The organism is Streptomyces sp. WG5 (assembly GCF_049974565.1).
In the GTDB taxonomy this organism is placed as follows: Bacteria; Actinomycetota; Actinomycetes; order Streptomycetales; family Streptomycetaceae; genus Streptomyces.
Genome location: NZ_JBNGGC010000043.1, coordinates 1 through 22,804 on the forward strand (window position 1 = coordinate 1; position 22,804 = coordinate 22,804).

Consider the following 22,804-nt stretch of genomic DNA (forward strand, 5'->3'; position numbering starts at 1 on the left):
TCATCAAGACGGTTCCCGAGTCCAAGATCGTGGAGACCCTCATCGAGGAGGCCATGAAGATCGCCGAGCAGATGGAGAAGGACGGCGCGTCGGGGGAGCCGGCCGTCACCGTGAGCTGAACAGCACGGACCGAAGGGGGCCCGAGCGTGACGATTCTGGAGAGCATCGGGGGACCACGCGACCTGAAGGCGCTGTCCGAGGCACAACTCGGTGAACTGTCCGACGAGATACGTGACTTCCTGGTGCACGCGGTCGCCCGCACCGGCGGCCACCTCGGCCCCAACCTGGGCGTGGTGGAACTGACCGTCGCCCTGCACCGGGTCTTCGAGTCACCGGCCGACCGCATCCTGTGGGACACCGGCCACCAGAGCTACGTGCACAAACTCCTGACCGGCCGTCAGGACTTCTCCAAACTGCGCGGCAAGGGCGGGCTGTCCGGTTACCCGTCCCGCGAGGAGTCCGAGCACGACGTCATCGAGAACAGCCACGCCTCCACCGTGCTCGGCTGGGCCGACGGCCTCGCCAAGGCCCGTCAGGTGCAGGGCGGGCGGGGTCACGTCGCCGCCGTCATCGGCGACGGCGCGCTCACCGGCGGCTTGGCCTGGGAGGCCCTGAACAACATCGCGGCGGCCAGGGACCGGCCGCTGATCATCGTCGTCAACGACAACGAACGCTCGTACGCGCCGACCATCGGCGGCCTCGCCAACCACCTCGCGACGCTCCGCACGACCGACGGCTACGAGCGGATGCTGGCCTGGGGCAAGGACGTACTCCAGCGCACACCCGTGGTGGGCAACACCCTGTACGAGGCGATGCACGGTGCGAAGAAGGGCTTCAAGGACGCCTTCGCCCCGCAGGGGCTCTTCGAGGACCTGGGGCTGAAGTACGTGGGCCCGATCGACGGGCACGACATCGGGGCCGTCGAGTCGGCGCTGCGTCGCGCGAAGCGCTTCCACGGGCCCGTACTGGTGCACTGCCTCACGGAGAAGGGCCGCGGCTACGAACCGGCCCTGCGCGACGAGGCGGACCACTTCCACACCGTCGGCGTGATGGACCCGCTCACCTGCGCGCCGCTCAGTCCCTCCGACGCGCCGTCCTGGACCTCCGTCTTCGGCGAGGAGATCGTCCGGATCGGTGAGGAGCGCGACGACGTCGTGGCGATCACCGCGGCGATGCTGCACCCGGTCGGTCTCGGCCGCTTCGCCGAGCGGTTCCCCGACCGGGTCTGGGACGTCGGCATCGCCGAGCAGCACGCCGCCGTGTCCGCGGCCGGTCTCGCCACCGGCGGCCTGCATCCGGTCGTCGCCGTCTACGCCACCTTCCTCAACCGCGCCTTCGACCAGGTGCTCATGGACGTGGCCCTGCACCGCTGCGGGGTCACCTTCGTCCTGGACCGGGCCGGGGTCACGGGCGCCGACGGGCCCTCGCACAACGGCATGTGGGACATGTCCGTCCTCCAGGTCGTCCCGGGCCTGCGGATCGCCGCCCCGCGCGACGCCGACCAGCTGCGCGCCCAGCTGCGCGAGGCGGTCGCCGTCGACGACGCGCCGACGCTGGTGCGCTTCCCGAAGGAGTCCGTCGGCCCGGTGGTCCCGGCCGTCGACCGGGTCGGCGGCATGGACGTCCTGCACGCGGCCGACCGGTCCGAGGTGCTGCTGGTGGCGGTCGGCGTGATGGCGCCCGTCTGCCTCCGCGCCGCCGAGCTGCTCGAGGCCCGCGGCGTCGGATGCACCGTCGTCGACCCGCGCTGGGTCAAACCCGTCGACCCGGCGCTCGCACCCCTGGCCGCCCGGCACCGCCTGGTGGCCGTCGTGGAGGACAACAGCCGTGCGGCCGGAGTCGGTTCGGCGGTGGCCCTGGCGCTGGGTGACGCGGAGGTCGATGTTCCCGTCCGCCGGTTCGGCATCCCCGAGCAGTTCCTCGCACACGCCAAGCGCGCCGAGGTGCTCGCCGACATCGGTCTCACCCCGGTCGAGATCGCCGGCCGGATCGGCGCGAGCCTGGCCGTCGCGGCACAGACCGCGGCCCAGGCCGGACAGAAGGCCGGAGACCGGACCGAGGACGGACGGATCGTCATGCCAGTGCAAGGAGAGAACTGAATGACCGAGGAGTTCGACCTCGCCGCCCTCCTGGCCGACCGCGGAGCCGAGCGGTACGAGCTGCACACCAGGCACCTCAACCACCAGCTCCCGCGCATGCTGCGCACCATCGGCTTCGACAAGGTCTACGAGCGGGCGGAGGGCGCGCACTTCTGGGACGCGGACGGCAACGACTACCTGGACATGCTCGCCGGGTTCGCGGTGATGGGCCTGGGACGCCACCACCCCGTCGTACGCAAGGCGCTGCACGACGTCCTCGACGCCTCGCTGGCCGACCTGACCCGCTTCGACTGTCCGCCGCTGCCCGGGCTGCTCGCCGAGAAGCTGCTCTCCTACAGCCCGCACCTGGACCGGGTCTTCTTCGGCAACAGCGGCACGGAGTCGGTCGAGACCGCGCTGAAGTTCGCCCGGTACGCGACCGGCAGGCCGAGGATCCTGTACTGCACGCACGCCTTCCACGGGCTGACCACCGGCTCGCTGTCCGTCAACGGCGAGGGCGGTTTCCGTGACGGTTTCGACCCGCTGCTGCCCGATACCGCCGTACCGCTCGGCGACCTGGACGCACTGGCGCGGGAGCTCAAGCAGGGCGACGTGGCCGCGCTGATCGTGGAGCCGGTCCAGGGCAAGGGCGTGCACGAGGCCCCGCCCGGCTATCTGCGCGCCGCGCAGGAACTGCTGCACCGGCACAGGGCACTGCTGATCGCCGACGAGGTGCAGACGGGCCTCGGCCGGACCGGGAAGTTCTACGCCTTCCAGCACGAGGACGGCGTCGAGCCCGACCTGGTGTGCGTGGCCAAGGCGCTGTCCGGCGGATACGTACCGGTGGGGGCCACGCTGGGCAAGGACTGGATCTTCCGGAAGGTGTACTCCTCGATGGACCGGGTGCTGGTCCACTCGGCGAGCTTCGGGTCCAACGCCCAGGCCATGGCGGCCGGGCTCGCGGTGCTCTCGGTGATGGAGAACGAGGAGATCGTGGCGAACGCGGCCGCGGTGGGGGAGCGGCTGAAGTCCCGGCTGACGGAGCTGGTGGACCGCTACGAGCTGCTCGCCGACGTCCGGGGCCGGGGGCTGATGATCGGCATCGAGTTCGGCCGGCCGAGATCGCTGAAGCTGCGCAGCCGGTGGACGATGCTGCAGGCCACGCGGAAGGGACTGTTCGCGCAGATGGTGGTGGTGCCGCTGCTGCAACGGCACCGGATCCTCACCCAGGTCTCCGGCGACCACCTGGAGGTGATCAAGCTGATCCCGCCGCTGATCATCGACGTGGCGGACGCGGACCGGTTCGTCGACGCCTTCACCGAGGTGATGGACGACGCGCACCACGGAGGCGGCCTGATGTGGGACTTCGGCAAGACCCTGGTCAGGCAGGCGGTGGCCAACCGCTAGCGGGACGGAGCCACCGCGGCACCCGCGCGTCTTCGAGAGCCGCTCCCGCACGTCTTGGAGGACCGCACCCGCGGGTCTTCGAGGACTGCCAGGGCCGCCCACCCGGGTTTCTTTGCCTGCCAGGCAAAAAAATTGCCTGACAGGCACTTCTCGGACTGAATGGAGGCATGACCTCCCACGAGTCCGGACCGCCGGAGCCGGTAGCTCCGGCGGACGCGGTGTCCGTCGTGGCACCGCAGCTGCGTGCCCTGCGGCGCAGGGCCGCCCTCACCCTCGAGGCGGCGGCCCGTGCCGCCGGGCTGTCGCCCGCCCATCTCTCCCGCCTGGAGACCGGGCAGCGTCAGCCCTCGCTGCCGATGCTGCTCTCCCTCGCCCGTGTCTACGGTACGACCGTGTCGGAGCTGCTCGGTGAGACGGCGGTGGACCGGGACGCCGTCGTGCGCGCGGACGCCATGGAACCGACGTTCGCGGGCGGCTGGACGTACTGGCAGGCCGGCGGGGCCGGCCGCGGTATGCAGGCCCTGCGCGTCCATGTGCCGCACGGCTCGCAGGGCGACATCGTGCGGGTGCACCCCGGCGAGGAGTGGCTGCACGTCCTGCGGGGCCGGCTGCGGCTGCGCCTCGGGGACACCGTGCACCGGCTCGCTCCGGGCGACAGCGCGCACTTCGACTCGCTGACCCCGCACCGGATCGCCGCCCAGGACGCCGACGGGGTCGAACTGCTCTTCGTCCACACCCTGCTGCAGAGCCCGGCGGCGGCGCTGTGCCTGGGACCGGCCACCACCGCGGTCCACCCGACCCTTGGAGAGATGCCATGAATCTGCAGGAGAAGTTCCCGCGCGCCCTGTGGGTGCGGCTCTTCATCTACCTCATCGTGGGGCACGTCTTCGCGGCCTTCATCTACCTGCTCTTCGAGGTGGGAGCCAAGTAGCGGGTGAGCGGATGCCTCAGTCCAGCATCCGCTCGCGCAGTCGCTCCCGGGTCTCCGGGGTGATCCGCAGGCCCTTCTCCAGGTACGCGTCGACGCCGCCCCAGGTCTCCTCGACGGTCTCGAAGGCCGCCGCCAGATACTCGGCACGCGCGTCGAACAGGGGGCTGAGCAGCTCCATGACCTCGGGGGAGTAGGCCGAGGTGGCGGAGCTGCTGCGGCGTACCCGGTAGCGGCGGTGCGTGGCGTTGGACTTCAGGTAGTCGTCGACGACGGCCTCGCGCTCGACGCCCAGGGCGAGCAGGGTGACGGCGATCGACAGGCCCGCGCGGTCCTTGCCGGCCGCGCAGTGCATCAGGGCGGGGACGCTGTCCTCGGCGAGCGCGTGCAGCACCCGGGAGTGCTCCGCCGTGCGCTCCTTGATGATCATGCGGTAGGAGTCGATCATCCGGTTGGCGCCCTTGCCGTCCGCCAGGATCTCGCGCAGCTGGTCGAGGTCCCCGTCGCGGACCATCTTCCAGAACTCGGCGCCGTCGGCCGGATCACTCAGCGGCAGGTTCACATTGCGCACGCCCGGAAGCTCGACGTCCGGGCCTTCGAGTTTCTGGTCGGCCGCGTTGCGGAAGTCGAAGACGGTGTGCAGGCCCAGCGAGGCGAGGAACGCGGCGTCCTCACCGGTGGCGTGCGCCAGGTGACCGCTGCGGAACAGCACCCCCTGCCGCACGCGCCGCCCGTCCACGGTCGGCAGTCCGCCCACGTCACGGAAGTTGCGCACACCGGCCAGCTCGGGTTCGGTCGACGGGACCTGCTGCGTCACGGGGACTCCTCCCACTCCGCCCCGTCGACGCTGCTCGCCGACGGGCACCACTCGACGATACGGCACGGTCCTGGAGCCTCGGCGTTTCGGCCGTCCGACTACGCCATTTCTAAGCCTTCTGTCCGAATTGGCGCTTTCATTCCAACTAGCGCTGAAATGAAAGAGGATGGCGAGGCGCCGCGTGAGCAGCGTCATATCCGTGACCGTGCGTTGCTCGTCATGCTCACGTAATCAGGCGGGTTTTCAAGGCTGTTCACGTGAAGCGGCGCTGTGCGAATCGACGGAGGGTGACCGGTGATTCCCGTAAAGGATCAATCGGAACACCTGCCGATGGAACCCCACGCTTGTCCCTGCGCGTCCTGGTCCCTTACGTTCACCACCGATCCGGACGGACGCCTAATCCTGCCGCCGACCGGAGCCCGCACCCACCCACCACCCGTACACGGCAGGAGCGGGGGACCCACAGGTACGACTGCCTGTTCCGGTTCCCGGAACGGCTTGGGGTAAAGCCGCGTCTCGGCGCGGCCGGGCATCTCCAGCCCGCACCCGACAGCTCACCTCGCAGGCGCCGGAGAGGAATTCGTCATGCCCGCGAAGGGTAAGCACCGCCGCACCAGGGCCATGCGCCTGACCCGCACCATCGCCGTCGCCGGAACCGGGGGCGCCGCGCTCGCGCTCCCGCTGATGGGCGCCGCCGCAGCCCACGCCGCTCCCGCGCAGTCCGTTTCCGGACAGGCCGTGCAGTCCGTCCCGACGACGGCGAAGAAGGCCGCCGGAGGCAGCGCCGAGAAGAACGCGGACGCGCGGACGTACACGGTGAAGAGTGGTGACTCCCTCTCGCGGATCGCCGACGAGCAGGACGTCGACGGCGGCTGGAAGAAGCTGTACTCGGACAACCGCGAGGCCGTCGGTTCGGACCCCTCGCTGATCCACCCCGGCCTGAAGCTCTCGATCGGCGGGCAGGCCGCCACGGCGTCGGCCCCGTCGTCCTCCGCCGAGTCGGAGAAGCCGGCGGCCGAGAAGCCCGCCGCGCCGCAGAAGTCGCCGGCAGGGACGTCCGAGTCGTCCGAGAAGTCGTCGGACGCCGCGCAGACCTCCTCCTCGGACTCCTCGGACACGAGCGGCCAGTCCGCCGGCGCCACCAGCGGCTTCACCTCGCCCGTCCCCGGCGGCAGCGTCGGCACCCCGTACCACCAGACCGGCAGCATGTGGTCCAGCGGCTACCACACCGGCACGGACTTCGTCGTCCCGACCGGCACCTCGCTCAAGGCCGTCGGTGCGGGCACCGTCGTCTCCGCCGGCTGGGGCGGAGCGTACGGCAACCAGGTCGTCATCCAGCTCGCCGACGGCCACTACGCCCAGTACGCCCACCTGTCCTCGCTCTCCGTCTCCGCCGGTCAGTCCGTGACGGCGGGTCAGCAGGTCGGTCTCTCGGGTGCCACCGGCAACGTGACCGGCCCGCACCTGCACTTCGAGATCCGCACCACGCCGGACTACGGCTCGGACGTGGACCCGATCGCGTACCTGCGCTCGCACGGCGTCTCCCTCTGACGACGGTTCCGGGCACAGCCCCCGCGCGACCGAAGGCCGGACCCCGATCCCCGGGTCCGGCCTTCGGTGTATTCCTGAATTGGTGAACACTTTAGGAGTGGTCTTTCTCACCGCCCGTCAACCCTTTCTACGGTCGCGTAGGTCACATTCCGAGGTGAATCATGGGCCGACGTGGCAGACGATTCGAAGAGTGACAGCAGAGAAGTGATCGGGTCGTACGTGGCGGTGGGGGACAGCTTCACCGAGGGCGTCGGCGACCCCGGACCCGACGGGGCGTTCGTCGGCTGGGCCGACCGGTTCGCCGTACTGCTCGCCGACCGACGCCCCGAGGGCGACTTCAGGTACACCAACCTCGCCGTGCGCGGCAGGCTGCTCGACCAGATCGTGGCGGAACAGGTCCCGCGCGTCGCCGAACTCGCGCCGGACCTGGTCTCCTTCGCGGCGGGCGGCAACGACATCATCCGGCCCGGCACCGATCCCGACGAGGTGGCGGAGCGGTTCGAGCGGGCGGTGGCCGCACTGACCGCCGTGGCCGGCACCGTCCTCGTGACGACCGGCTTCGACACCCGCGGGGTGCCCGTCCTCAAGCATCTGCGCGGCAAGATCGCCACGTACAACGGACACGTCCGTGCCGTCGCCGACCGCTACGGCTGTCCCGTCCTCGACCTGTGGTCGCTGCGGAGCGTCCAGGACCGCAGGGCGTGGGACGCCGACCGGCTGCACCTGTCACCCGAGGGGCACACGCGCGTGGCGCTGCGCGCGGGCCAGGCACTCGGCCTGCGGGTGCCGGCCGATCCGGAGCAGCCCTGGCCGCAGCTGCCGCCCCGCGGCACCCTCCACGTACGACGGGACGACGTGCACTGGGCACGCGAGTACCTGGTGCCGTGGATCGGACGCCGGCTGCGCGGGGAGTCGTCGGGCGACCACGTGACGGCCAAGGGGACGCTGTCGCCGGACGACATCAAGATGCGGATCTCGGCGGTTGCCTGACAGCGGGGCGTGGCTGGGCGGGCGGTCCGGACCAGCGGCGCGGTGTCGTCAGCGCCGCGCGGTCCAGTCCCGGCCCCCGGGCGAGCGCCCCGTCCGTCCACCCCTGTGCCCGGGCCCGCGACACCGCGCCCCCGCCCGACGTCAGCCGCACGGCCAGTCCGTCGAGCAGCGCGGCCAGGCGCGGGGCGGCGCCCGTCGGGCTCCGGGCAGGAGGAATCCCCGGCGGGCGGCCACGCCCTCGGCGATCGCGGCCTTCCACCGGCGGTCCAGTTCCCGCGTGACCTCTCGCAGCGCGGGCTCGCGCAGCGCCACCGCCCAGCCTCCGATCCCACAGCAGCCACCCCTTGGCCTGCCCGGCCGGGGCGTACCACCGCACGGACGTCCGCAGCAGGCGCAGCGCCGTCGTGCGGCGGCCGGTCCGCCCGGGCCCGCGGTGACGGCCGCTTCCGGTCGCGGTGGCTCAGTCCGCCGGCGCGGCGGTCGCGGCCGCGGGGCCGACGTCGGGCAGGTCGCAGGAGTCCTTGAAGCCCTGGCTGGTGAGGTCGAGCGCCGCGTTGATACGGGAACGCAGGTTCTCGACCGCGACCATGGCCGTCAGCTCCACGAACGCGGGCTCGCCCAGCCGGGTCCGCAGCCGCTCGGCGAGGTCGTCGCCGACGGTGGGCGGGGTCGCCGTCACCGCCTCGGCGTACTCCATGACGTCCCGCTCCAGTGGCGTGTAGGCGTCGCTCTCCCGCCACACCGGCACGTCGTGGAGCTTGCGCCGGTCCATGCCGCGCTCGGCGTTCTCCCAGTAGCCGAAGTCCATGCACCAGGAGCAGCCGATCGAGGCCGCCGAGGCCATCACGGCGAGCGCCTTCAGGTCGGAGTCCAGCCTGTTCCACTTGGCCACGGACTGCTCGAACCGCAGGTCGCCCCAGAGCACGCGCGGGTTGTGGGCGAGCGCCTTGCCGGGGTCGAGAACCTTGCCGTAGGTGCGCCGGGAGTACCACTCCATGACGCGGAGGAGGAGCGTCCGGGGCGGGGTGAGGGATACGCGGGCCATGAGGGCCCCCTTCCTGTCCGTCGGTCGTGCCGTTGCCTTCCGGGCGCTCCGGCGGGGGCGCCCTCACCGGTACGACGGCCGGCGGGAACTCGGATGTGACATCAGGCGTTCGAGTGACGTCGGACCAGGCGACAATGAGAGCCTGACCTACTCCACCTGGAGGTACCGTGGCCGGTTCCCGTTCCCCGAGCCCCGGGCTCCGCGTGCCGCGGCCCGCGGCCTTCGGCGCGGACCCCAGCGGTGAGCGCATGGCGCGTATCCGCAGATCGCCGCACTTCGGCGACGGCGTCTTCCAGAACCCCGGGGGCACCGCCCGGACCCGGCCCTCCGGGTCGGCCCGCGAGTTCGCCAAGATCTACTTCGACAGGCAGGCCCGGCTCCGCCGTGCGCCGCGGGGCACGGTCCCGGTGCATGCCACCACGCTCGCCGACCTCGCCCGGCCCCCCGCCACCGGACTGCGGCTGACCTGGATGGGGCACTCCAGTGTGCTCGCCGAGATCGACGGACAGCGGGTGCTCTTCGACCCGGTGTGGGGCGAGCGCTGCTCCCCGTTCCCCTTCGCCGGCCCCAAGCGGCTGCACCCGGTCCCGGTGCCCCTGGCCGCACTGGGCCCGGTCGACGTCGTCGTCATCTCCCACGACCACTACGACCACCTGGACATGCCCACGATCTCGGCGCTGGCCGGCACGGACACCCTGTTCGCGGTGCCCCTCGGCGTCGGCGCCCACCTCGAACACTGGGGCGTCCGCGCCGACCGGCTGCGCGAGCTGGACTGGCACGAGTCGACGCGCGTCGGCGACCTCACCCTGACCGCCACCCCGGCCCGGCACTTCTGCGGGCGCGGCCTGCGCAACACCCAGCACACTCTCTGGGCGTCCTGGGTCGTGGCCGGTGCGGAACACCGCGTCTTCCACAGCGGGGACACCGGCTACTTCGAGGGCTTCCGGGACATCGGCGCCGCCCACGGCCCGTTCGACGCCACGATGATCCAGCTCGGGGCGTACGCCGAGTTCTGGCCCAAGAACCACACGGATTATACGCCGCTGCCCGGCATGTGGCCAGACATTCACATGACGCCTGCGCAGGGGGTGCAGGCCCACCTTGACCTGCAGGGAGGCACTCCGGGAGGGGTGCTGCTGCCAATCCACTGGGGAACGTTCAACCTGGCTCCGCATCCGTGGGCGGAGCCCGGGGAGTGGACCAAGGACGCGGCCGAGGAGGTCAGCCAGGCGGTGGCGTTCCCGCGGCCGGGGGAGCCGTTCGAGCCGGCGGGGGAGCTGCCGGTGGAGGCGTGGTGGCGGGCGGTCTCCGGTCCGATCGCGCACCCTTGGCGGCTTCCTCGGATCGCTGAGGGGGCGACCGAGACGTTCAAGGGTGATCTCGACCTCGCCGGTGAGCGATGACGTCGGTCGGGGACGAGCTCGGCGAGGTGGCTCGGATGATGGAACGTCTCACGGTTGAGGAGCAGGACCGTGTGCTGGGAGCCTTGGACGGGACGCCCCGCGTGGAGCGTGAAGCCACTGCCCAGCGATTCATACCCTTGCCGTCCCTAGACGGCTCATCTCGGGTTGCCGTCCGAACACACATCTTGGGGCGCTGAACTAGCCAGATGGAGCCCAGGCTGGGCAGCGCTCGGCCGCACTGCTCGGAGAATGTCGGAGGCAGCGTCTTGGTGCGGCGCATGACGTGTGAAGCGCCCATATGCCCGCATCGTATGCAGCACAATGGCCTTCAGCCGGGGGACAACAGTACATCCGCGGCTTGCAGGCAGGCACACGGTGGAGCGGGGCGAGCCAAGGCGTGGAGACAGTACAGGTCGTCGGTGTACACGGAATCGGGCAGTCGAAGACCTCTGGGCATCGACTGACCGCCGACTGGAGTCGAGCGCTCCAGCGCGGCATTGACTCGCTGCCCGACATAGCAGCCTGCGCGGTGTCCCTCGTGGTGCCGCATTGGACGGCACTCCTGGCGAGGGGAACAGACCGTTTGGGTCCCGAGGACGACCTCTTCAGCCAGTCAGTGCCGATGGAGGCAGCCGAAGAGGACTTCGTTGCCGAGGCCTTCACCGACCTTGTACGGTCCGAGGACGTAGCCTTTGCCGAAACCCGGCCCCTGGCCACGTTGGGGCTTCCCAAGCTGTGGTCGCCGCGTCTGACCCGGCTGGCGATGGCCTATGACCACCGTTTCCCGGGAGGCGGCGTGCAGTTCCTCGTCCGGCGCTTGCGGGAGGTGCGCTACTACCTCACCAGGCCAGCCCTGGCCGCCGAGGTACGGGCGTTCGTTCGGGACGGATTCACGCTGGATACTGCCGTGGTCATCGGTCATTCGCTCGGCAGTGTCATCGCCTACGATCTGCTCCGCCGCAAGGAGCTCGGTGCTGCGGGCATGCCCGGCTCTGACCTGCACACGCTGGTGACCTGTGGCTCGCCGCTGGGCATACCCGCCGTGCGGCGGCTCATGGGACTCACCGATGGCGCACCCCTCCAGCTCGACTCGCGCATCAGGTGGGTCAACGTCTTTGACCCCGACGACTTCATCACCGGGGGCGCGAGCCTGTCCGCCGTCGCGCGGGAACTCACCGAAGCTCCGGTGAACAATGGCACTGGCGATCCGCATAGTGCCCTGCGCTATCTCCGCAGCGTGCCCGTGGCTCGCGCCGTGGTGGGCGGCCGACCGTGACACGCGCGCCAGCCCCGGATACCTTCGCCCGCCGCCTCGTTGTCATCGCGGTCTCGGAGTACGACGACGGATCTGCAGCCGAGCAGGAGGCGTTCGGAAAGGCGATCACCGCGCAGGTGACGGCGGTGAAGGACTGGTGGGCACATCCCTCTCTCGATGACGAGCGCCGTTTCGAGCCTTCCGAGGCCAAGCAGCTTCACGACTTGCGCGACCTGCGCACCTTCCTCCTGGAGGAGGACCTAGGGAACGCGGATGACGACGAAGCCCTTGTCGTCTATATCACCGGGCACGGGCTGGCTCCGACGAACTCTCCTCAGCACTTCTTGCAACTGCGGGACACGTACGTGGACAGGCCGTACGCGACCGCGTTCCCGACTGCTGAGATCATCACCACCGTGCTTGACTCCCATGCCACGCACGTTTTGGTGATAGTGGACTCCTGCTTTTCGGGTCGGCTTGAGGCTGAGCTCAAGACCACGCTGAGGGGTCTGCGGCAGGAGCGCCGCGCCCTTGCCTCGCTGGTGGTCCTCGTCGCAGGGAATGAGCAGAGCACGCCCAGCCTGAATGCCTTCGCCAACGTCCTGCGGGCAGTGCGGGCACACTGCAAGGACAAGACCAATGGCTTCGCCGAGTCGCACCTAAGTTGGCAAGAATGGAAGAGCATCGTTATAGAGGTGTTCGAGGAGAGCACCATGACCGACCTCGTGTACGCCTGGCCCACGCCCTCGGCCTCTACAGAGAGGGCGCAAGCACAGCTGAGCCCCTGCCTGCCCAACCCCGGCCAGACAGGGAACGAACCAGTCTTGAAGGCTTCCGCCCACCAGGTCGGGTGGACACGCGCCCAGCTCGACACATTCTGGCTCTCCCGCGCCGCAGGTACCTCCGAACCGGACAATCCGGGCTGGTATTTCACCGGCCGTACCGAGCTCGTCAAGCGCATCCTCGCCTTCCTGACCGGCACAGAAGGCGTATTGATTGTCACCGGCGTGGCCGGTTCCGGGAAGTCTGCCCTCCTTGCCCGCACCGTGACCCTGAGCGACACCCGCTTCCGGGCCGACGAGATGTACCGCGCGCTGGTCACTCAGATCCCGGTAGAACTTCAGGTACCGGAAGGGGCCGTGGATGCTGCCGTCCTCGCCCGCAACACCGGCCCGGACGAGCTCGCCCAGGCGCTCTGCGAGGCCCTCGACGCCGACCTGGGGCAAGGAATCCCGTCCAGGGCCGGCGGCCCCGTGAGCGGACACCTCACTCGACTGCGGAACCTGTTGCAGAGCGAGGCGCGACACCGGGGCGAGCCGCTCACCCTGGTAATCGACGGCATCGACGAAGCCAAGAACCCAACACGCGTCATCACAGACCTGCTGCGTCCCTTGGCAGATCTCCGGATGCCGGACGAGCGCCCTGCCGTCCGGCTGCTGCTCGGCATCCGCAGTACCCGTCCCGACACCTCAGCCGCTGTTGAGGCTCCCGCCTTGCGTGCCCAGACCCCAGACCTCCTCGACCTGCTGGTCCGGGCCACTGCCACCAGTGCCCCCATCCGCACAGACGGCCCCGACACCGCGCAGGACATCGCCCCGTACGTCCACGCGCTGTTGGGAGCACCGTATGCGGGCCAGGAGGACGGGGAAGTGCCGTCGGCTCCGCCGCTCGGCCGCCACGCGAAACTGGCGGAGGCGGTGGCCCGGGAAGTGACCCCTTCATTCCTGGACGCCCGTATAGCGGCGGAACGCCTGCGCGCACGATGCATCCTGCCGGATCCGGAGGACCCCGAGTGGCTCAAGACCCTGCGTGAGGGCACCGAAGCCCTCCTGCGGGAAGACCTCCGTGACGTCGCCGATACGCACTCCACGGCCGCTGAGCAACTCATGTCCGCATTGCGCGCCACAGCGCTCGCGTACGGGGCCGGCCTGCCATGGGCCGACATCTGGCCAGCCGCCGTGGGCTGCCTTTCACCGACCTCCGTCGCCGACCCGGATGACGTCATCCGGAAAGTGTGGGATAGCCGCCTCTCCGGCTATCTCACCAACGCGGTCGAGGACGGCCGGACCGTATACCGGCCGGTGCATGAGCGGATCAGCGAGACACTCCGCTACGCACCGCGCACACTCCTTGGGGCCTCGGAAAACGGCGTGCGTGAAAGGCTCTCGGACGAGGAGATCTCGGACAGCCACCGGGCACTAGTCAGGGCATTTGAGCGGCTCATTCCCCGTGCGGGCGACCAGATCGCCCCGCACCCCTATCTGCGGCGCCACCTGGTGGCTCACGCCGCAGCCGCCAAGGTCCTCGACAGCAGCCACGTTCCAGCGCACTTCCTTCCCTGGGAGACCAGCGGCACCGTACGGGGCGCTCTCGGGCTCCCGGCCAACCCCACGCGCCGTACCCTGCACTTGGCCTCGTGGGCACGCATCGAGCCCTTCCTCGCCGATGCCCCACCCTCGGCACGCGCCGACAGCCTGGCCCTAGCTGCTCTCGGCATGGTCCGCGAATACGACGGCACCGCACTTAATACGCAGGATCCGACGGAGGGCGAAGCCACGCCGACCGCGCGCAGCGAGAACGACGTGGCACCAGCACATCGGCGTGTCGTCCCGCGGTGGAACGAGCTGCGAGTGCCTGGAAACCTGCTGGGTCGCACCCAGGCAGAGGTTTCCTCGCTCGTTTCCTTCACCCTGCCCGACGGCACTGTCCTCGTGGCGGCAGGGGACATCGGCGGCGAGGTCCGCCTGTGGGATCCGCTCACCGGAACCGACTTCGGGCTGCCCGTACGACGCGGTCCGTATGCGCGAGCTCTGGCCGTGCTGGCCGGCCGCCGGGGAGAGCCACTGCTTGCGGTCGGCTGCGCAAAAGGGGCCTGGCTTTACGATCCGCAGAGCGGCCACGTCGACCATCTCCCAGTGTCGGCCCCCGTGTACGCGCTAGCCATATTCTCCGCGGCGGGCGGCGGCACCAGGTTGGCGCTGGGCACGGCCGAGGGCCTGGTGATCTGTGACCCCCTCGCACGCGAAGTGCTGTCCAGAACACCCCGCGCAACGATGTGGGGTGACTCCATCAAGGCCCTTGCCGCGCTGCAGCTCCCTACCGGCCAGACTCTGATCGCTCTCGGCGGAGAAGGGAGCACGGTCGAAGTACTCGATGCCGAGTCGCTCACGCTGGTCAGCGAGGTGGGGGGCCAGGGCAGGGGAGTTTCGGCTCTTGCCCTGTACGTCGGCAGTGATGGTCGTCCGCGGCTGGCCGCAGCCTCACGTTCCACGGGGCGCGTGCGCAACTACGACGCGTGGACGGGCAAGGAGAACGCTACAGCTGTCATTCGCGAGTCTGCTGTGACCATCTGCCTGTACCCTGTCGGACGCAATTCCCGCACGGAAACACTGCTCGCTCTGGGACCCAGCCGGGGCGGGAGCGTCCGCCTCTGGGATCCGGAAACCGGTTTGGCAGTGCGCGACTTCGCCGCCAACCACGACAAGAGGGTCAAGGGCCTGACCGTCCTTGATGCGGGGGAAGTGGCCCCGAGGCTGGTGTCTGGGTCCGACGATCACGCTGTCCGGGTTTGGGATCCTTCCACCCCCCTATTACAGCGAAGCAACCGCCAAGAAGAGCCGCGTGACGGGTCGATCATGGTGCCGTTCCCCGCGCGGGGAGATACAGCCCTCCTCCTAAGATCGAAGTCGCTGCGTTCTCTGAACGTCACCTCAGTCGTGACTGGGGAAGTGCGGCAGCAGATCCACTTGCCCGAAGAGGTGGCCTTCCAAGGACTGACAGCTGTCACCAGCCACCTGTGGCCCGATGGATCGGTATCCGTGATCGCGGGCACGTATGGCGGCGGCATCGTCCGTTGGGACCAAGAGAATGGATGGTTCCGCATGCCTGATCCGACCCGCACGTTTTTGTCGAGGCCAGTACACGATCTGACACCGATACGTGCGCTGACAACCTTTGGCGTGGATGGCAGGGACCAGGTGTTCGTAGTCAGCGGCACGAGTTCTGGCACCGTGTCCTTCCACGATCTGGCCACCGGAGAGCCGTGGCCCGTCGTCCGCGCCTCACATGCGATCCGCGCCCTGGTGGCCCTGCCGAGTGCGGAAGGCACGATCGTGGCCTACTCATCCGCTGCGGCCGTACGGTTCTGCCGTCCCGGGCAGCCTTCCGAGGGGCGCCTTCCTTCCCGCATCGGCATCGTAGGTTGCTTGACCACTTGGACGGCGGAGGACGGCACTGTGCTCCTCGCCACCGGCGGCTCCGACGGCATAGTTCGGTTTTGGTCTCCAGATGCACTGAGACAGGAGGCGCTTCCCGGATTGCGCGGCCATCAGGGCCCGGTGACTGCCATTACGAGCTTCCGGGCCTCGCCCACCGCCCCACCCCTCCTCGCCACGGTGGGTCAACGGGATACCACTGTGCGGGTGTGGGAGCCCCGTACGGGGGAGGAGTTGACGCGAATCGTTACTGGTGCTGCTCTGACATCGCTCTGCGCCCCGCCCGCGTGGGACGTTCCAAAGCTCGCCGAGCCGGTGCTCGTCTTCGGTGGAACGGCGGGCGCTGCCGTGGTCTCGGTCCGGCTGTAAATCAAGCGCGCTGGAAATGCCCCGCGCGGCCGGGCTGCCTTCACTGGTCTCGATGTCGTGGTGAGTGTAGGGAAGCCGGGGCGGGCGGGGCACCAAGTTCTTCCTGCAGCTCCAACGCACCCTGCAATACCTGGCGCAGGCTCCTGACCGCGCGTTCCAGGCGGTTGGCCGTGGTCCTCACCGTCGCGCTCGATGCCTGTGCCTGGAGCTGTCCGGTCAGGTCGTGTGCCTGCGACTCGGCGTCGGACAGCAGGGTGGACAGCTGCGCCAGCAGATCGGTCGCGCCCCCGGTGCGCAATAAGGCTGCCTGTTTGCGCAGTTGCACGTTTGTCTGGTGCAGGTCGACGAATACGGTCACTTTGGCGCGCAGCACCCAGGGCTCGTACGGCCGCGATACATAGTCCACGGCACCCGCCGCATACCCTCGGAAGGAGGCGTGGGTACCCATTTCGTACGCGCTGATGAAGATGATCGGGGTGTCACGAGTCCGCAATCGGCGCTTGATGTGTGTGGCGGTCTCGTGGCCGTCCATTCCCGACATCTGGGTGGCGAGTAGGACGAGGGCGAATTGGTCCTCGTCCAGCGCCTTGAGGGCTTCCTCGCCCGACGAGGCGCGGACGAGTGTCTGGTCGAGCGCGGACAGGGCGGTCTCCAGGGCCAGCAAGTTCTCCGGCTGGTCATCGACCAAAAGGATCTTGACCTTCGTGTCCGCCGCGGAGGACGGTGCGGGGAGCCTGGTAGCCGTCCGGTAAGCCGCAGGTGACTGCGGTCCCTCCTGTTCCCGGGGTTCCGGGAGCCGCGGGGTCGGGGGAGGCCGGTCGGTGGTCGGGGTGTCGATGTGCGTGGCGACGCCAAGGCGTTTCAGTAGCCGCTCTTCCAGATGGGCGAACGATCGTTCGGGTGCGCCGACGGCGGCGGCTCCTCCCGGATGCGCCACCCAGGCGGTGAAGCTCGGTGAGTGCCGGACCCACGCTGCCAGGCGGTCGGCGATGAGACGCGTGGTGCGCAGCAGCTCGCGGGCGGGGAGCGTGCCGAGGAGGATGCTCCGTGCGTCGGCGGAAAAGTCGAAGAACTCTGGCTGCGGCGACCTGCCGGTGGGGTCAGCAGCGGCGTTGTGCATGAGGCCGCCCAGAAAGACTTCCACGAGGTGCCCGGTGTCCGTCGGAGGGCCCAGGGCCTCCTGCACCATGCGCATGACTGAGGGCGTGACGGGCGCCACGGCTGCGAGGTGGGCTGCGAGCCGGTATGCCTCCGGGCTGGCCGCGTCGCGGAAGCGCAGGACGGCTTCAGCGTCCGTAACCTGCCGGGTTCCGGCGCGCCAGGATTGGGTGACGTACCGCCCGATGTCCCACAGCGGCAGCACCGCGGTCGCGCTCGGTGAGGCGACCAGCCGGGCCCAGTCACCGACGGAGGCCCGTGTGGGTTCAAGCACCGGAACGGGGACAGAGTCGAACGCGACCAGATCCGCCGGCAGTCTCAGGTCGGTGACGTGCCAAGCGGTGGTGGGGCCGCCCCTGCGGACACTGGTGACGTGCCACGGCCGAGTCATGACGCCCGAGTTAGCCCAGAGCCGGGCGGGCAGCGCCTGCACAATCGCGGTGGGTTGCCGGCGGGCCCACATGGCCGCCACCTCACTCATCCGGCCGTCCCACCAGGCGTCGCCGACGCCGTCGCTGACCATGAGGACAAGGGTGGCGCCGGTGGGGTCGCAGAGCGCGGCCGGCGGAAGGTAGGGACCTTGCTGGTGGTAGGGACGGTTGCTCAGCAACGGAGCGTGGGAACCACGGGTATTGAGTCCGAAGACGCGGACGTCGCGGAAAGCCCCGGCCCGTTCCATCAGTGTGCGGATCTCGGAGGCCAGACGCTTCCACAGGACCATGGACACGCCGTCGTCGATCAGCAGGGCGAGAGACAGCCAGCGGCTACGAGCTGCACCCGTCACGGTCTCGGGCAGGCCCGTCTCGGCCATGGCATCAACCGTCCGTGCCACGTCCAGTTCCTGACGGCGTCGATCGGGGAGCCGCTGCCGCAGCGGCCGTAACGCCTTGCCGAGCGTGAGATGACGGCTGGGCAGGACATGAGGGCCCGGCGTGCGTACGGCGTGTGCCCGGTGCAGGGTCGGCTCCGGCCTGCCGCTCCCCTTCCCTCGCGGGGCCGCGTGCAGCGGGAACAGGCGGTGCGAGGCGACGTCCGGCGGCGGGTGCGCACCTGATTGCACGGCATCGTCCGCGTCGGGGGCCCGGGGCTCGCCATGCTCGGCGACCTGCCGTGAGGGGGCGGCCGGGGCCGGACGTCGCGCCAACGGATCGACGTCGCCCGGCAGGTTCCTGGCGAGCCACAGGACGTCGAGGAGATCCTCGTCGGCGAGGTCGACGCCGCTCCTGGCCAGGATCTCTCTCAGACGTCCGAGCATGCCCTCATACCGCCCCGCCTAGTTGGTGCAGAACGGCGTCGAGCAGTCGGCCGGCGTCCAGATCGATGCCCCCCTTGCGTAGGAAGACCGCGTTGAGGAGCTGATCGGTCGCGAGTTCTCCGGGTGCGCGGCGGCCGAGGAACTCCTCCAGCAGGCCGTCGATGTCGTGAAGTGCCTCGTGGCCGAGGTGCGCGGCGACGATGTCCCGCAGCCGTTCCTCGTCGGGCTCGGGCAGGTCGAGACGGACGCACCGTCGGAGGAAAGCGGGAGGGAATTCGCGTTCACCGTTGCTGGTGATGACCACGACGGGGAACTCAGGGCAGCGGACGCGGCCTCGAACAATTGGGGCTGGCGCGTCAGGGTCGTCGGTCTGGACGTGGACCGTGGAGTGTTCCTCGGGGAGGCGGCTGAGCTCCGGAATCTCGAACTCGCCCTCCTCGAACACGGTGAGCAGGTCGTTGGGTAGATCGACGTCCCCCTTGTCCAGTTCGTCGATGAGTAGGACCCTGGGCCGGTCCCGGGCCAGCAACGCAGTGCCCAGGGGGCCGAGCCGGACGTACTGGCCGATGCCGGGGTCGGAGCTGTCCGTGTCCCGGCGGAGGTTGGCTTCCCGCAGTCGGCCGATCGCGTCGTAGTGGTAGAGGGAGTCCTGCAGGGTGGAGCGGCTGTTGATTGGCCAGTGCAGGATACGGCCGAGGGCGAGTTCGTGAGCGATTGCGTGGGCCAGGGAGGACTTTCCGGTACCGGGGTGTCCCGTGACCAGCAGAGGCCGGCGCAGGTGGAGGGCGGCGTTGACGATGTCCGCGTCGTCGGGGTCGATCAGGTACGGGTGGGGGCGTGCGGTCCGCGAGCCGTCGGGCTCCTCTGTGCGGAGCCGGCGCCATGGTGGTGCGGGCGGGAAGGTGACCGCGCGGGCCGTTCCGTCGCCCCGAAAGAGCCGCCAGTTCCCGTCGCCGGATGGGGTGGGGTGGCCGGTGGCAGCGGATTCTGCGACGGTCATGACGCGTGGGCTCCTTCTGGGGGATCCTGCAGGGTCAGTAATTCGGGCCGCGGTCGCCGACCGTGTTCCTCCCATACGAGTGCGGGGCGCGCCGGGAACGTTTCCGGCTCGTCGAAGGCCGTCCCGCGGAAGAGTCGGACTCGCTCGGGCAGATCGGCGAGGGAGCCGGTGGGGTCCAGTTGTTGCAGCCCGGCCGCGTCCGCAGGGCAGTCGGCCCTCCTGTCCCAAAGGACGACCGGGACGCCGAGCGCCAGGCAGAGTTCGAGTAGTGCGTCCCGCTGGTCCGGGGAACCGTGGAGCACGACCTGAGTGGCATCACGGTGAGTGGTCTGCAGCAGGCGCCTAAGCCGTGGGCGAGTGACACATTCGTCGTCGACCACTAACGCGGCCGCGTGTCCGCTCTCCCAGCGCCGCCGGTGCTCACGTTCTCTGCCCCGCACCAGGTCGCTCATCTCCGGGCAGCTCAGGGTGAGGCAGAACTCGGCGCCGATCGGCTGGTCAGGCACGAACTCGTTGGGCGCCCCGGGGTTCCATTCGTCGATGGGTAGCTGGAGGCTGTCGCGGTCCACCAGAACCGTCGCGTGGGGCACGGCCGTCGGGCCGAGCTCGTCCGCGACGACCTCGACGGCGTCGCGCACCCGCTGGGCCACTCCCTCGGGTGTCCGCGGCGCGCTTTCCGCCTCGTTGAGGGGGGTCTGCGTGCCGTCGGCGCGGGCGAGCAGGATGCGGCAGTAGTAGCTCTCACGCGGTTCGGTCCGCGCGCGGGATATTTCGACGACGACGCGAGAGAAGGGGGAGGATTGCCGGGCGGCCCAGCGGCCGGCGTCGGTGCGGCGCTCGGCAAGCGCCGCCGGATGGATGCCGGTCCGGGCGGCCACCTGATCGGACCAGCTGCGCAGCTCCGCGCCCGCTCCCCTTCCCAGGGCGGCGGCTACAACCTCGACTAGGCGGAGCAGGGCTGGTACGGGCGGTGTGCCGTCTGGTACGCGCTCGCTGTCGGAGACGGACTCCAGGTGCTCGATAACGTGTTCGAGATCGTCGACGCAGAGATGCGTGCGGTTCAGCGGGTCGGGCAGCCAGGCAAAGCGCAGGGCCTCGCGGGCGGCGCGAGGTATCAGCGCGGGCTGCTCCTTGCAGATGCCGCAGAGCAGTTCCAGTAAGTGCTCGTACTCGTCCGGGGACAGGAGCAGGCACAGTCCGCCGGCGCGGGCGCGGGTGAGGACGTCCGTCAGACGGGTGCGCTCGTCCTCGCCCGTGAGGGCCGGGGTCAGGGTGCTGCTCAGGGCGGGCAGGGCGCGGGGATGGGCTGCCACGAGTGCCGCGAGGTCGGGCATGGTCGGTTCGTGGCTGTCGGAGACGTTATATCCGAGCCGCCGTGCGAGGTCGCGGGCATGTGCCGCGTACGTCCTCCGGCCGCCGAGCACCGACCACAGGAGCCGTTCGGTCTCCTGCTCGGCCGGGCTGCGTTCCGCCGCGGGTTGAGCCGTCGGGAGGGCGGCGCCAATCTCGGTCAGGCGGGGTGGGCCGTCGGCGTACCGCCGCAGGAGTGCTTCGAAGCCGGCGTCTTGGACGAAGCAATGCGCCGGGAGGGCCCGCAGGCGGCGGTTGCCGTAGGACCGGTCGTCGCGAATCACCACGCCCGCCAGGTAGTCCTCGCAGAACACTGCGGTTCCCGAGGCGCCTCCCCAGGCCTTGCGGCCGTCGTCGCGAAGGTCGGGTGCGGACTCCTGGTCGAGCACGTAGAGGCCACGAGCCCCGGAGGACAGCGGAGGCAGGACACCTCGAAGGTGTTCGGCGTCACGACCGTCTTCTGCGGATGCCAGCGGAAAGCCCAGTCCCTCGTAACGCAGCGGGGTCGTGCCCACGGGGTGGCCCCATCGGACCGACCCCGGTACGTCGATCTTGTCGTGTGTGAGCAGCAGGGCGACGTCCAGGTCCTGCGGATGGGTCCAGATCAGCTCCGCGCCGGTGCGTAGCGTTTCACCGCGGCCCGGGTGTCCCACTCTGACCTGGATCTCCTCCCAGTAGGCGCCGCTTTCGCGGTCCTGGAGGATGTGTCCGGCGGTGAGCACCAGGCGCGGCGCGACAAGATAGCCGGACCCGACGCGATGGCGCAGCCGCGTGGTCCCGCTGCGGATCAGCACCAGTCTGTGCGGGTCCATCACTCCTCATCCCAGGAGCCGGGTTCGGTGTCGCTGATCTCTGGACTGGAGCCGCCGCGGGCCCGGTCCCGGACCGAAAGTTTCAGCGTCAGTCTGTGGGCGCGGACGCTGGAGTGCTCGCCGCCCGCGCCGACGGTCGCCACACCGAAGCTGACCTTGCCGTCCCCCTTGCCGCTGTTGCGCAGCTCCAGCTGCAGTTCCAGTTCGGCCTCCTCGATGCCAAACGCGAATTGCTGGTCTGCCCCCAGGTCCTGTGCCCGATAAAGCTCTTGCCGCAGTTCCTCGATCGCTGCGGTAAGACCGATCCCCGTCATCCGTACCCCCAACGCGCACTGTGCCTGCGGAGTAGTCTGCCAAGGGTATGGGGCCGAGCGCCCCGGCTTCGGGGGAACGGACGCGTCGGGATGCGTGTCTGGCGGGTAGGAACGGGTCCGCGCTCCGACGTCGCCTGACGTTCCCGTGCAACGACACGAGCTCCAACAGGGGCGGAACTCTCGATCGCATGCCAAGCCGAGGCCGGACCAAGTAGTGGATGTCGTACTGCTCGCACCTGGCGCCGAGCGGGACGCGGCTGTCGATGCCGGCGCCTCACGTGCCATCGAGTCACTGTGGGCTGAAAGAACCAAGAACGACTTCTGGCCGGACATTCACATGACTCCCGAGGAAGGCGTATGCGCCCACCTCGACCTGCAGGGAGGCCGGCCGGGCGGTGCCCTGCTGCCGATCCACTGGGGGACGTTCAACCTGGCGCCGCACGCGTGGGCGGAGCCGGGGGAGTGGACGAAGGACGCGGCGGAGGACGCGGGTCAGGCCGTGGCGTTCCCCCGCCCCGGTGAGCCGTTCGAGCCGGCGGGGGAGCTGCCGGTGGAGGCGTGGTGGCGGGCGGTGTCCGGTCCGATCGCGCACCCGTGGCGGCGTTCCCGGGGCGCTGAGGCTGTGGCCGGGACGAGCGGCGGGCAGCTCGACCTCGCCGGTGAGCGCTGAGGTCGGTCGGGGACGCCGGGGACGCCGGGGACGCCGGGGACGAGGCCGAGGAGATGCTCCGGATGCTGGAGCGTCTCCCGGCTGAAGGGCGCGACCGTGGTCTCCGGGCCTTGGCCGGGGCCACACGCGTCAGCGGCCTCGCGTGAGCGAGACGCCGGAATCGGTGGACACGGTCTTCGCCGCGTCGA

General features: G+C 69.9%; 15 protein-coding genes, 4 pseudogenes and 1 riboswitch. Of the genes and pseudogenes, 11 read left to right on the plus strand and 8 right to left on the minus strand.

Annotated elements, in window-relative coordinates:
• The 5 genes and pseudogenes from ACP4IX_RS32115 to ACP4IX_RS32135 form a co-directional block, all read left to right on the plus strand.
• Positions 1-119, plus strand: a pseudogene (locus tag ACP4IX_RS32115) (flavodoxin-dependent (E)-4-hydroxy-3-methylbut-2-enyl-diphosphate synthase); the annotation flags it as partial.
• A 27-nt stretch (positions 120-146) separates the two neighbouring features.
• Positions 147-2,099 (plus strand): 1-deoxy-D-xylulose-5-phosphate synthase, encoded by a 1,953-nt coding sequence (gene dxs / locus ACP4IX_RS32120; protein ID WP_426558042.1) that lies wholly within the window; start codon positions 147-149, stop codon positions 2,097-2,099.
• Positions 2,100-3,485, plus strand: a complete 1,386-nt coding sequence (locus ACP4IX_RS32125; protein ID WP_426525606.1) for an aspartate aminotransferase family protein — start codon at positions 2,100-2,102, stop codon at positions 3,483-3,485.
• A 167-nt stretch (positions 3,486-3,652) separates the two neighbouring features.
• Positions 3,653-4,303, plus strand: a complete 651-nt coding sequence (locus ACP4IX_RS32130; protein ID WP_426525604.1) for a helix-turn-helix domain-containing protein — start codon at positions 3,653-3,655, stop codon at positions 4,301-4,303.
• Positions 4,300-4,416 carry a DUF6126 family protein gene (locus tag ACP4IX_RS32135; RefSeq protein ID WP_426525602.1) on the plus strand — a complete coding sequence of 39 codons (117 nt, stop codon included), beginning with the start codon at positions 4,300-4,302 and terminating at the stop codon, positions 4,414-4,416. The genes ACP4IX_RS32130 and ACP4IX_RS32135 overlap by 4 nt, the downstream gene beginning before the upstream one ends.
• A 16-nt stretch (positions 4,417-4,432) precedes the next feature.
• Here the strand turns inward: ACP4IX_RS32135 and ACP4IX_RS32140 are convergent, their stop codons facing one another.
• Positions 4,433-5,230, minus strand: coding sequence for a tyrosine-protein phosphatase (locus tag ACP4IX_RS32140; RefSeq protein WP_426558044.1), 798 nt, complete (start codon positions 5,228-5,230; stop codon positions 4,433-4,435).
• A 423-nt stretch (positions 5,231-5,653) separates the two neighbouring features.
• Positions 5,654-5,811, plus strand: a riboswitch (cyclic di-AMP (ydaO/yuaA leader).
• A 4-nt stretch (positions 5,812-5,815) separates the two neighbouring features.
• On the opposite strand from ACP4IX_RS32140, the gene ACP4IX_RS32145 reads away from it, so the two are divergent.
• Together ACP4IX_RS32145 and ACP4IX_RS32150 are read left to right on the plus strand one after the other, a co-directional pair.
• Positions 5,816-6,781 carry a M23 family metallopeptidase gene (locus ACP4IX_RS32145; protein WP_426525598.1) on the plus strand — a complete coding sequence of 322 codons (966 nt, stop codon included), beginning with the start codon at positions 5,816-5,818 and terminating at the stop codon, positions 6,779-6,781.
• Between the two features lie 204 nt (positions 6,782-6,985).
• A complete protein-coding gene (locus tag ACP4IX_RS32150; protein WP_426525612.1) occupies positions 6,986-7,771 on the plus strand; it encodes an SGNH/GDSL hydrolase family protein in 786 nt (261 codons plus the stop codon).
• A gap of 34 nt (positions 7,772-7,805) precedes the next feature.
• Here the strand turns inward: ACP4IX_RS32150 and ACP4IX_RS32155 are convergent.
• Both ACP4IX_RS32155 and ACP4IX_RS32160 read right to left on the minus strand, forming a co-directional pair.
• Positions 7,806-8,186, minus strand: a pseudogene (locus ACP4IX_RS32155) (TetR family transcriptional regulator C-terminal domain-containing protein); the annotation flags it as partial.
• Between the two features lie 45 nt (positions 8,187-8,231).
• Entirely contained in the window at positions 8,232-8,816 is a 585-nt protein-coding gene (locus tag ACP4IX_RS32160; protein WP_426558046.1) for a carboxymuconolactone decarboxylase family protein, read from the minus strand.
• 167 nt (positions 8,817-8,983) lie between these two features.
• On the opposite strand from ACP4IX_RS32160, the gene ACP4IX_RS32165 reads away from it, so the two are divergent.
• The 3 genes from ACP4IX_RS32165 to ACP4IX_RS32175 all read left to right on the plus strand — a co-directional run bounded on the left by ACP4IX_RS32165 (position 8,984) and on the right by ACP4IX_RS32175 (position 16,057).
• On the plus strand, positions 8,984-10,219 hold the full coding sequence (locus ACP4IX_RS32165) for an MBL fold metallo-hydrolase (RefSeq protein WP_426558048.1): 1,236 nt from the start codon (positions 8,984-8,986) through the stop codon (positions 10,217-10,219).
• Positions 10,220-10,616: 397 nt separating this feature from the next.
• A complete protein-coding gene (locus ACP4IX_RS32170) occupies positions 10,617-11,495 on the plus strand; it encodes a hypothetical protein (protein WP_426558050.1) in 879 nt (292 codons plus the stop codon).
• A complete protein-coding gene (locus tag ACP4IX_RS32175; RefSeq protein ID WP_426558052.1) occupies positions 11,492-16,057 on the plus strand; it encodes an AAA family ATPase in 4,566 nt (1,521 codons plus the stop codon). The genes ACP4IX_RS32170 and ACP4IX_RS32175 overlap by 4 nt, the downstream gene beginning before the upstream one ends.
• A 40-nt stretch (positions 16,058-16,097) precedes the next feature.
• On the opposite strand, the gene ACP4IX_RS32180 is transcribed toward ACP4IX_RS32175, so the two are convergent.
• From ACP4IX_RS32180 to ACP4IX_RS32200, 5 genes and pseudogenes are all read right to left on the minus strand, one after another.
• Positions 16,098-16,751 carry a response regulator gene (locus ACP4IX_RS32180; RefSeq protein ID WP_426558088.1) on the minus strand — a complete coding sequence of 218 codons (654 nt, stop codon included), beginning with the start codon at positions 16,749-16,751 and terminating at the stop codon, positions 16,098-16,100.
• A gap of 288 nt (positions 16,752-17,039) precedes the next feature.
• Positions 17,040-18,470, minus strand: a pseudogene (locus tag ACP4IX_RS32185) (SAV_2336 N-terminal domain-related protein); the annotation flags it as partial.
• A gap of 4 nt (positions 18,471-18,474) precedes the next feature.
• Positions 18,475-19,470 (minus strand): AAA family ATPase, encoded by a 996-nt coding sequence (locus ACP4IX_RS32190; RefSeq protein WP_426558054.1) that lies wholly within the window; start codon positions 19,468-19,470, stop codon positions 18,475-18,477.
• Positions 19,467-21,632 carry a hypothetical protein gene (locus ACP4IX_RS32195; protein WP_426558056.1) on the minus strand — a complete coding sequence of 722 codons (2,166 nt, stop codon included), beginning with the start codon at positions 21,630-21,632 and terminating at the stop codon, positions 19,467-19,469. Before ACP4IX_RS32195 ends, ACP4IX_RS32190 begins: the two co-directional genes overlap by 4 nt.
• Positions 21,632-21,946 (minus strand): trypco2 family protein, encoded by a 315-nt coding sequence (locus ACP4IX_RS32200; RefSeq protein WP_217167315.1) that lies wholly within the window; start codon positions 21,944-21,946, stop codon positions 21,632-21,634. The genes ACP4IX_RS32195 and ACP4IX_RS32200 overlap by 1 nt, the downstream gene beginning before the upstream one ends.
• Positions 21,947-22,259: 313 nt before the next feature.
• Here ACP4IX_RS32200 and ACP4IX_RS32205 point away from each other — a divergent pair.
• Positions 22,260-22,616 (plus strand): annotated as a pseudogene (locus ACP4IX_RS32205) (MBL fold metallo-hydrolase); the annotation flags it as partial.
• Positions 22,617-22,804: the final 188 nt, after the last annotated feature.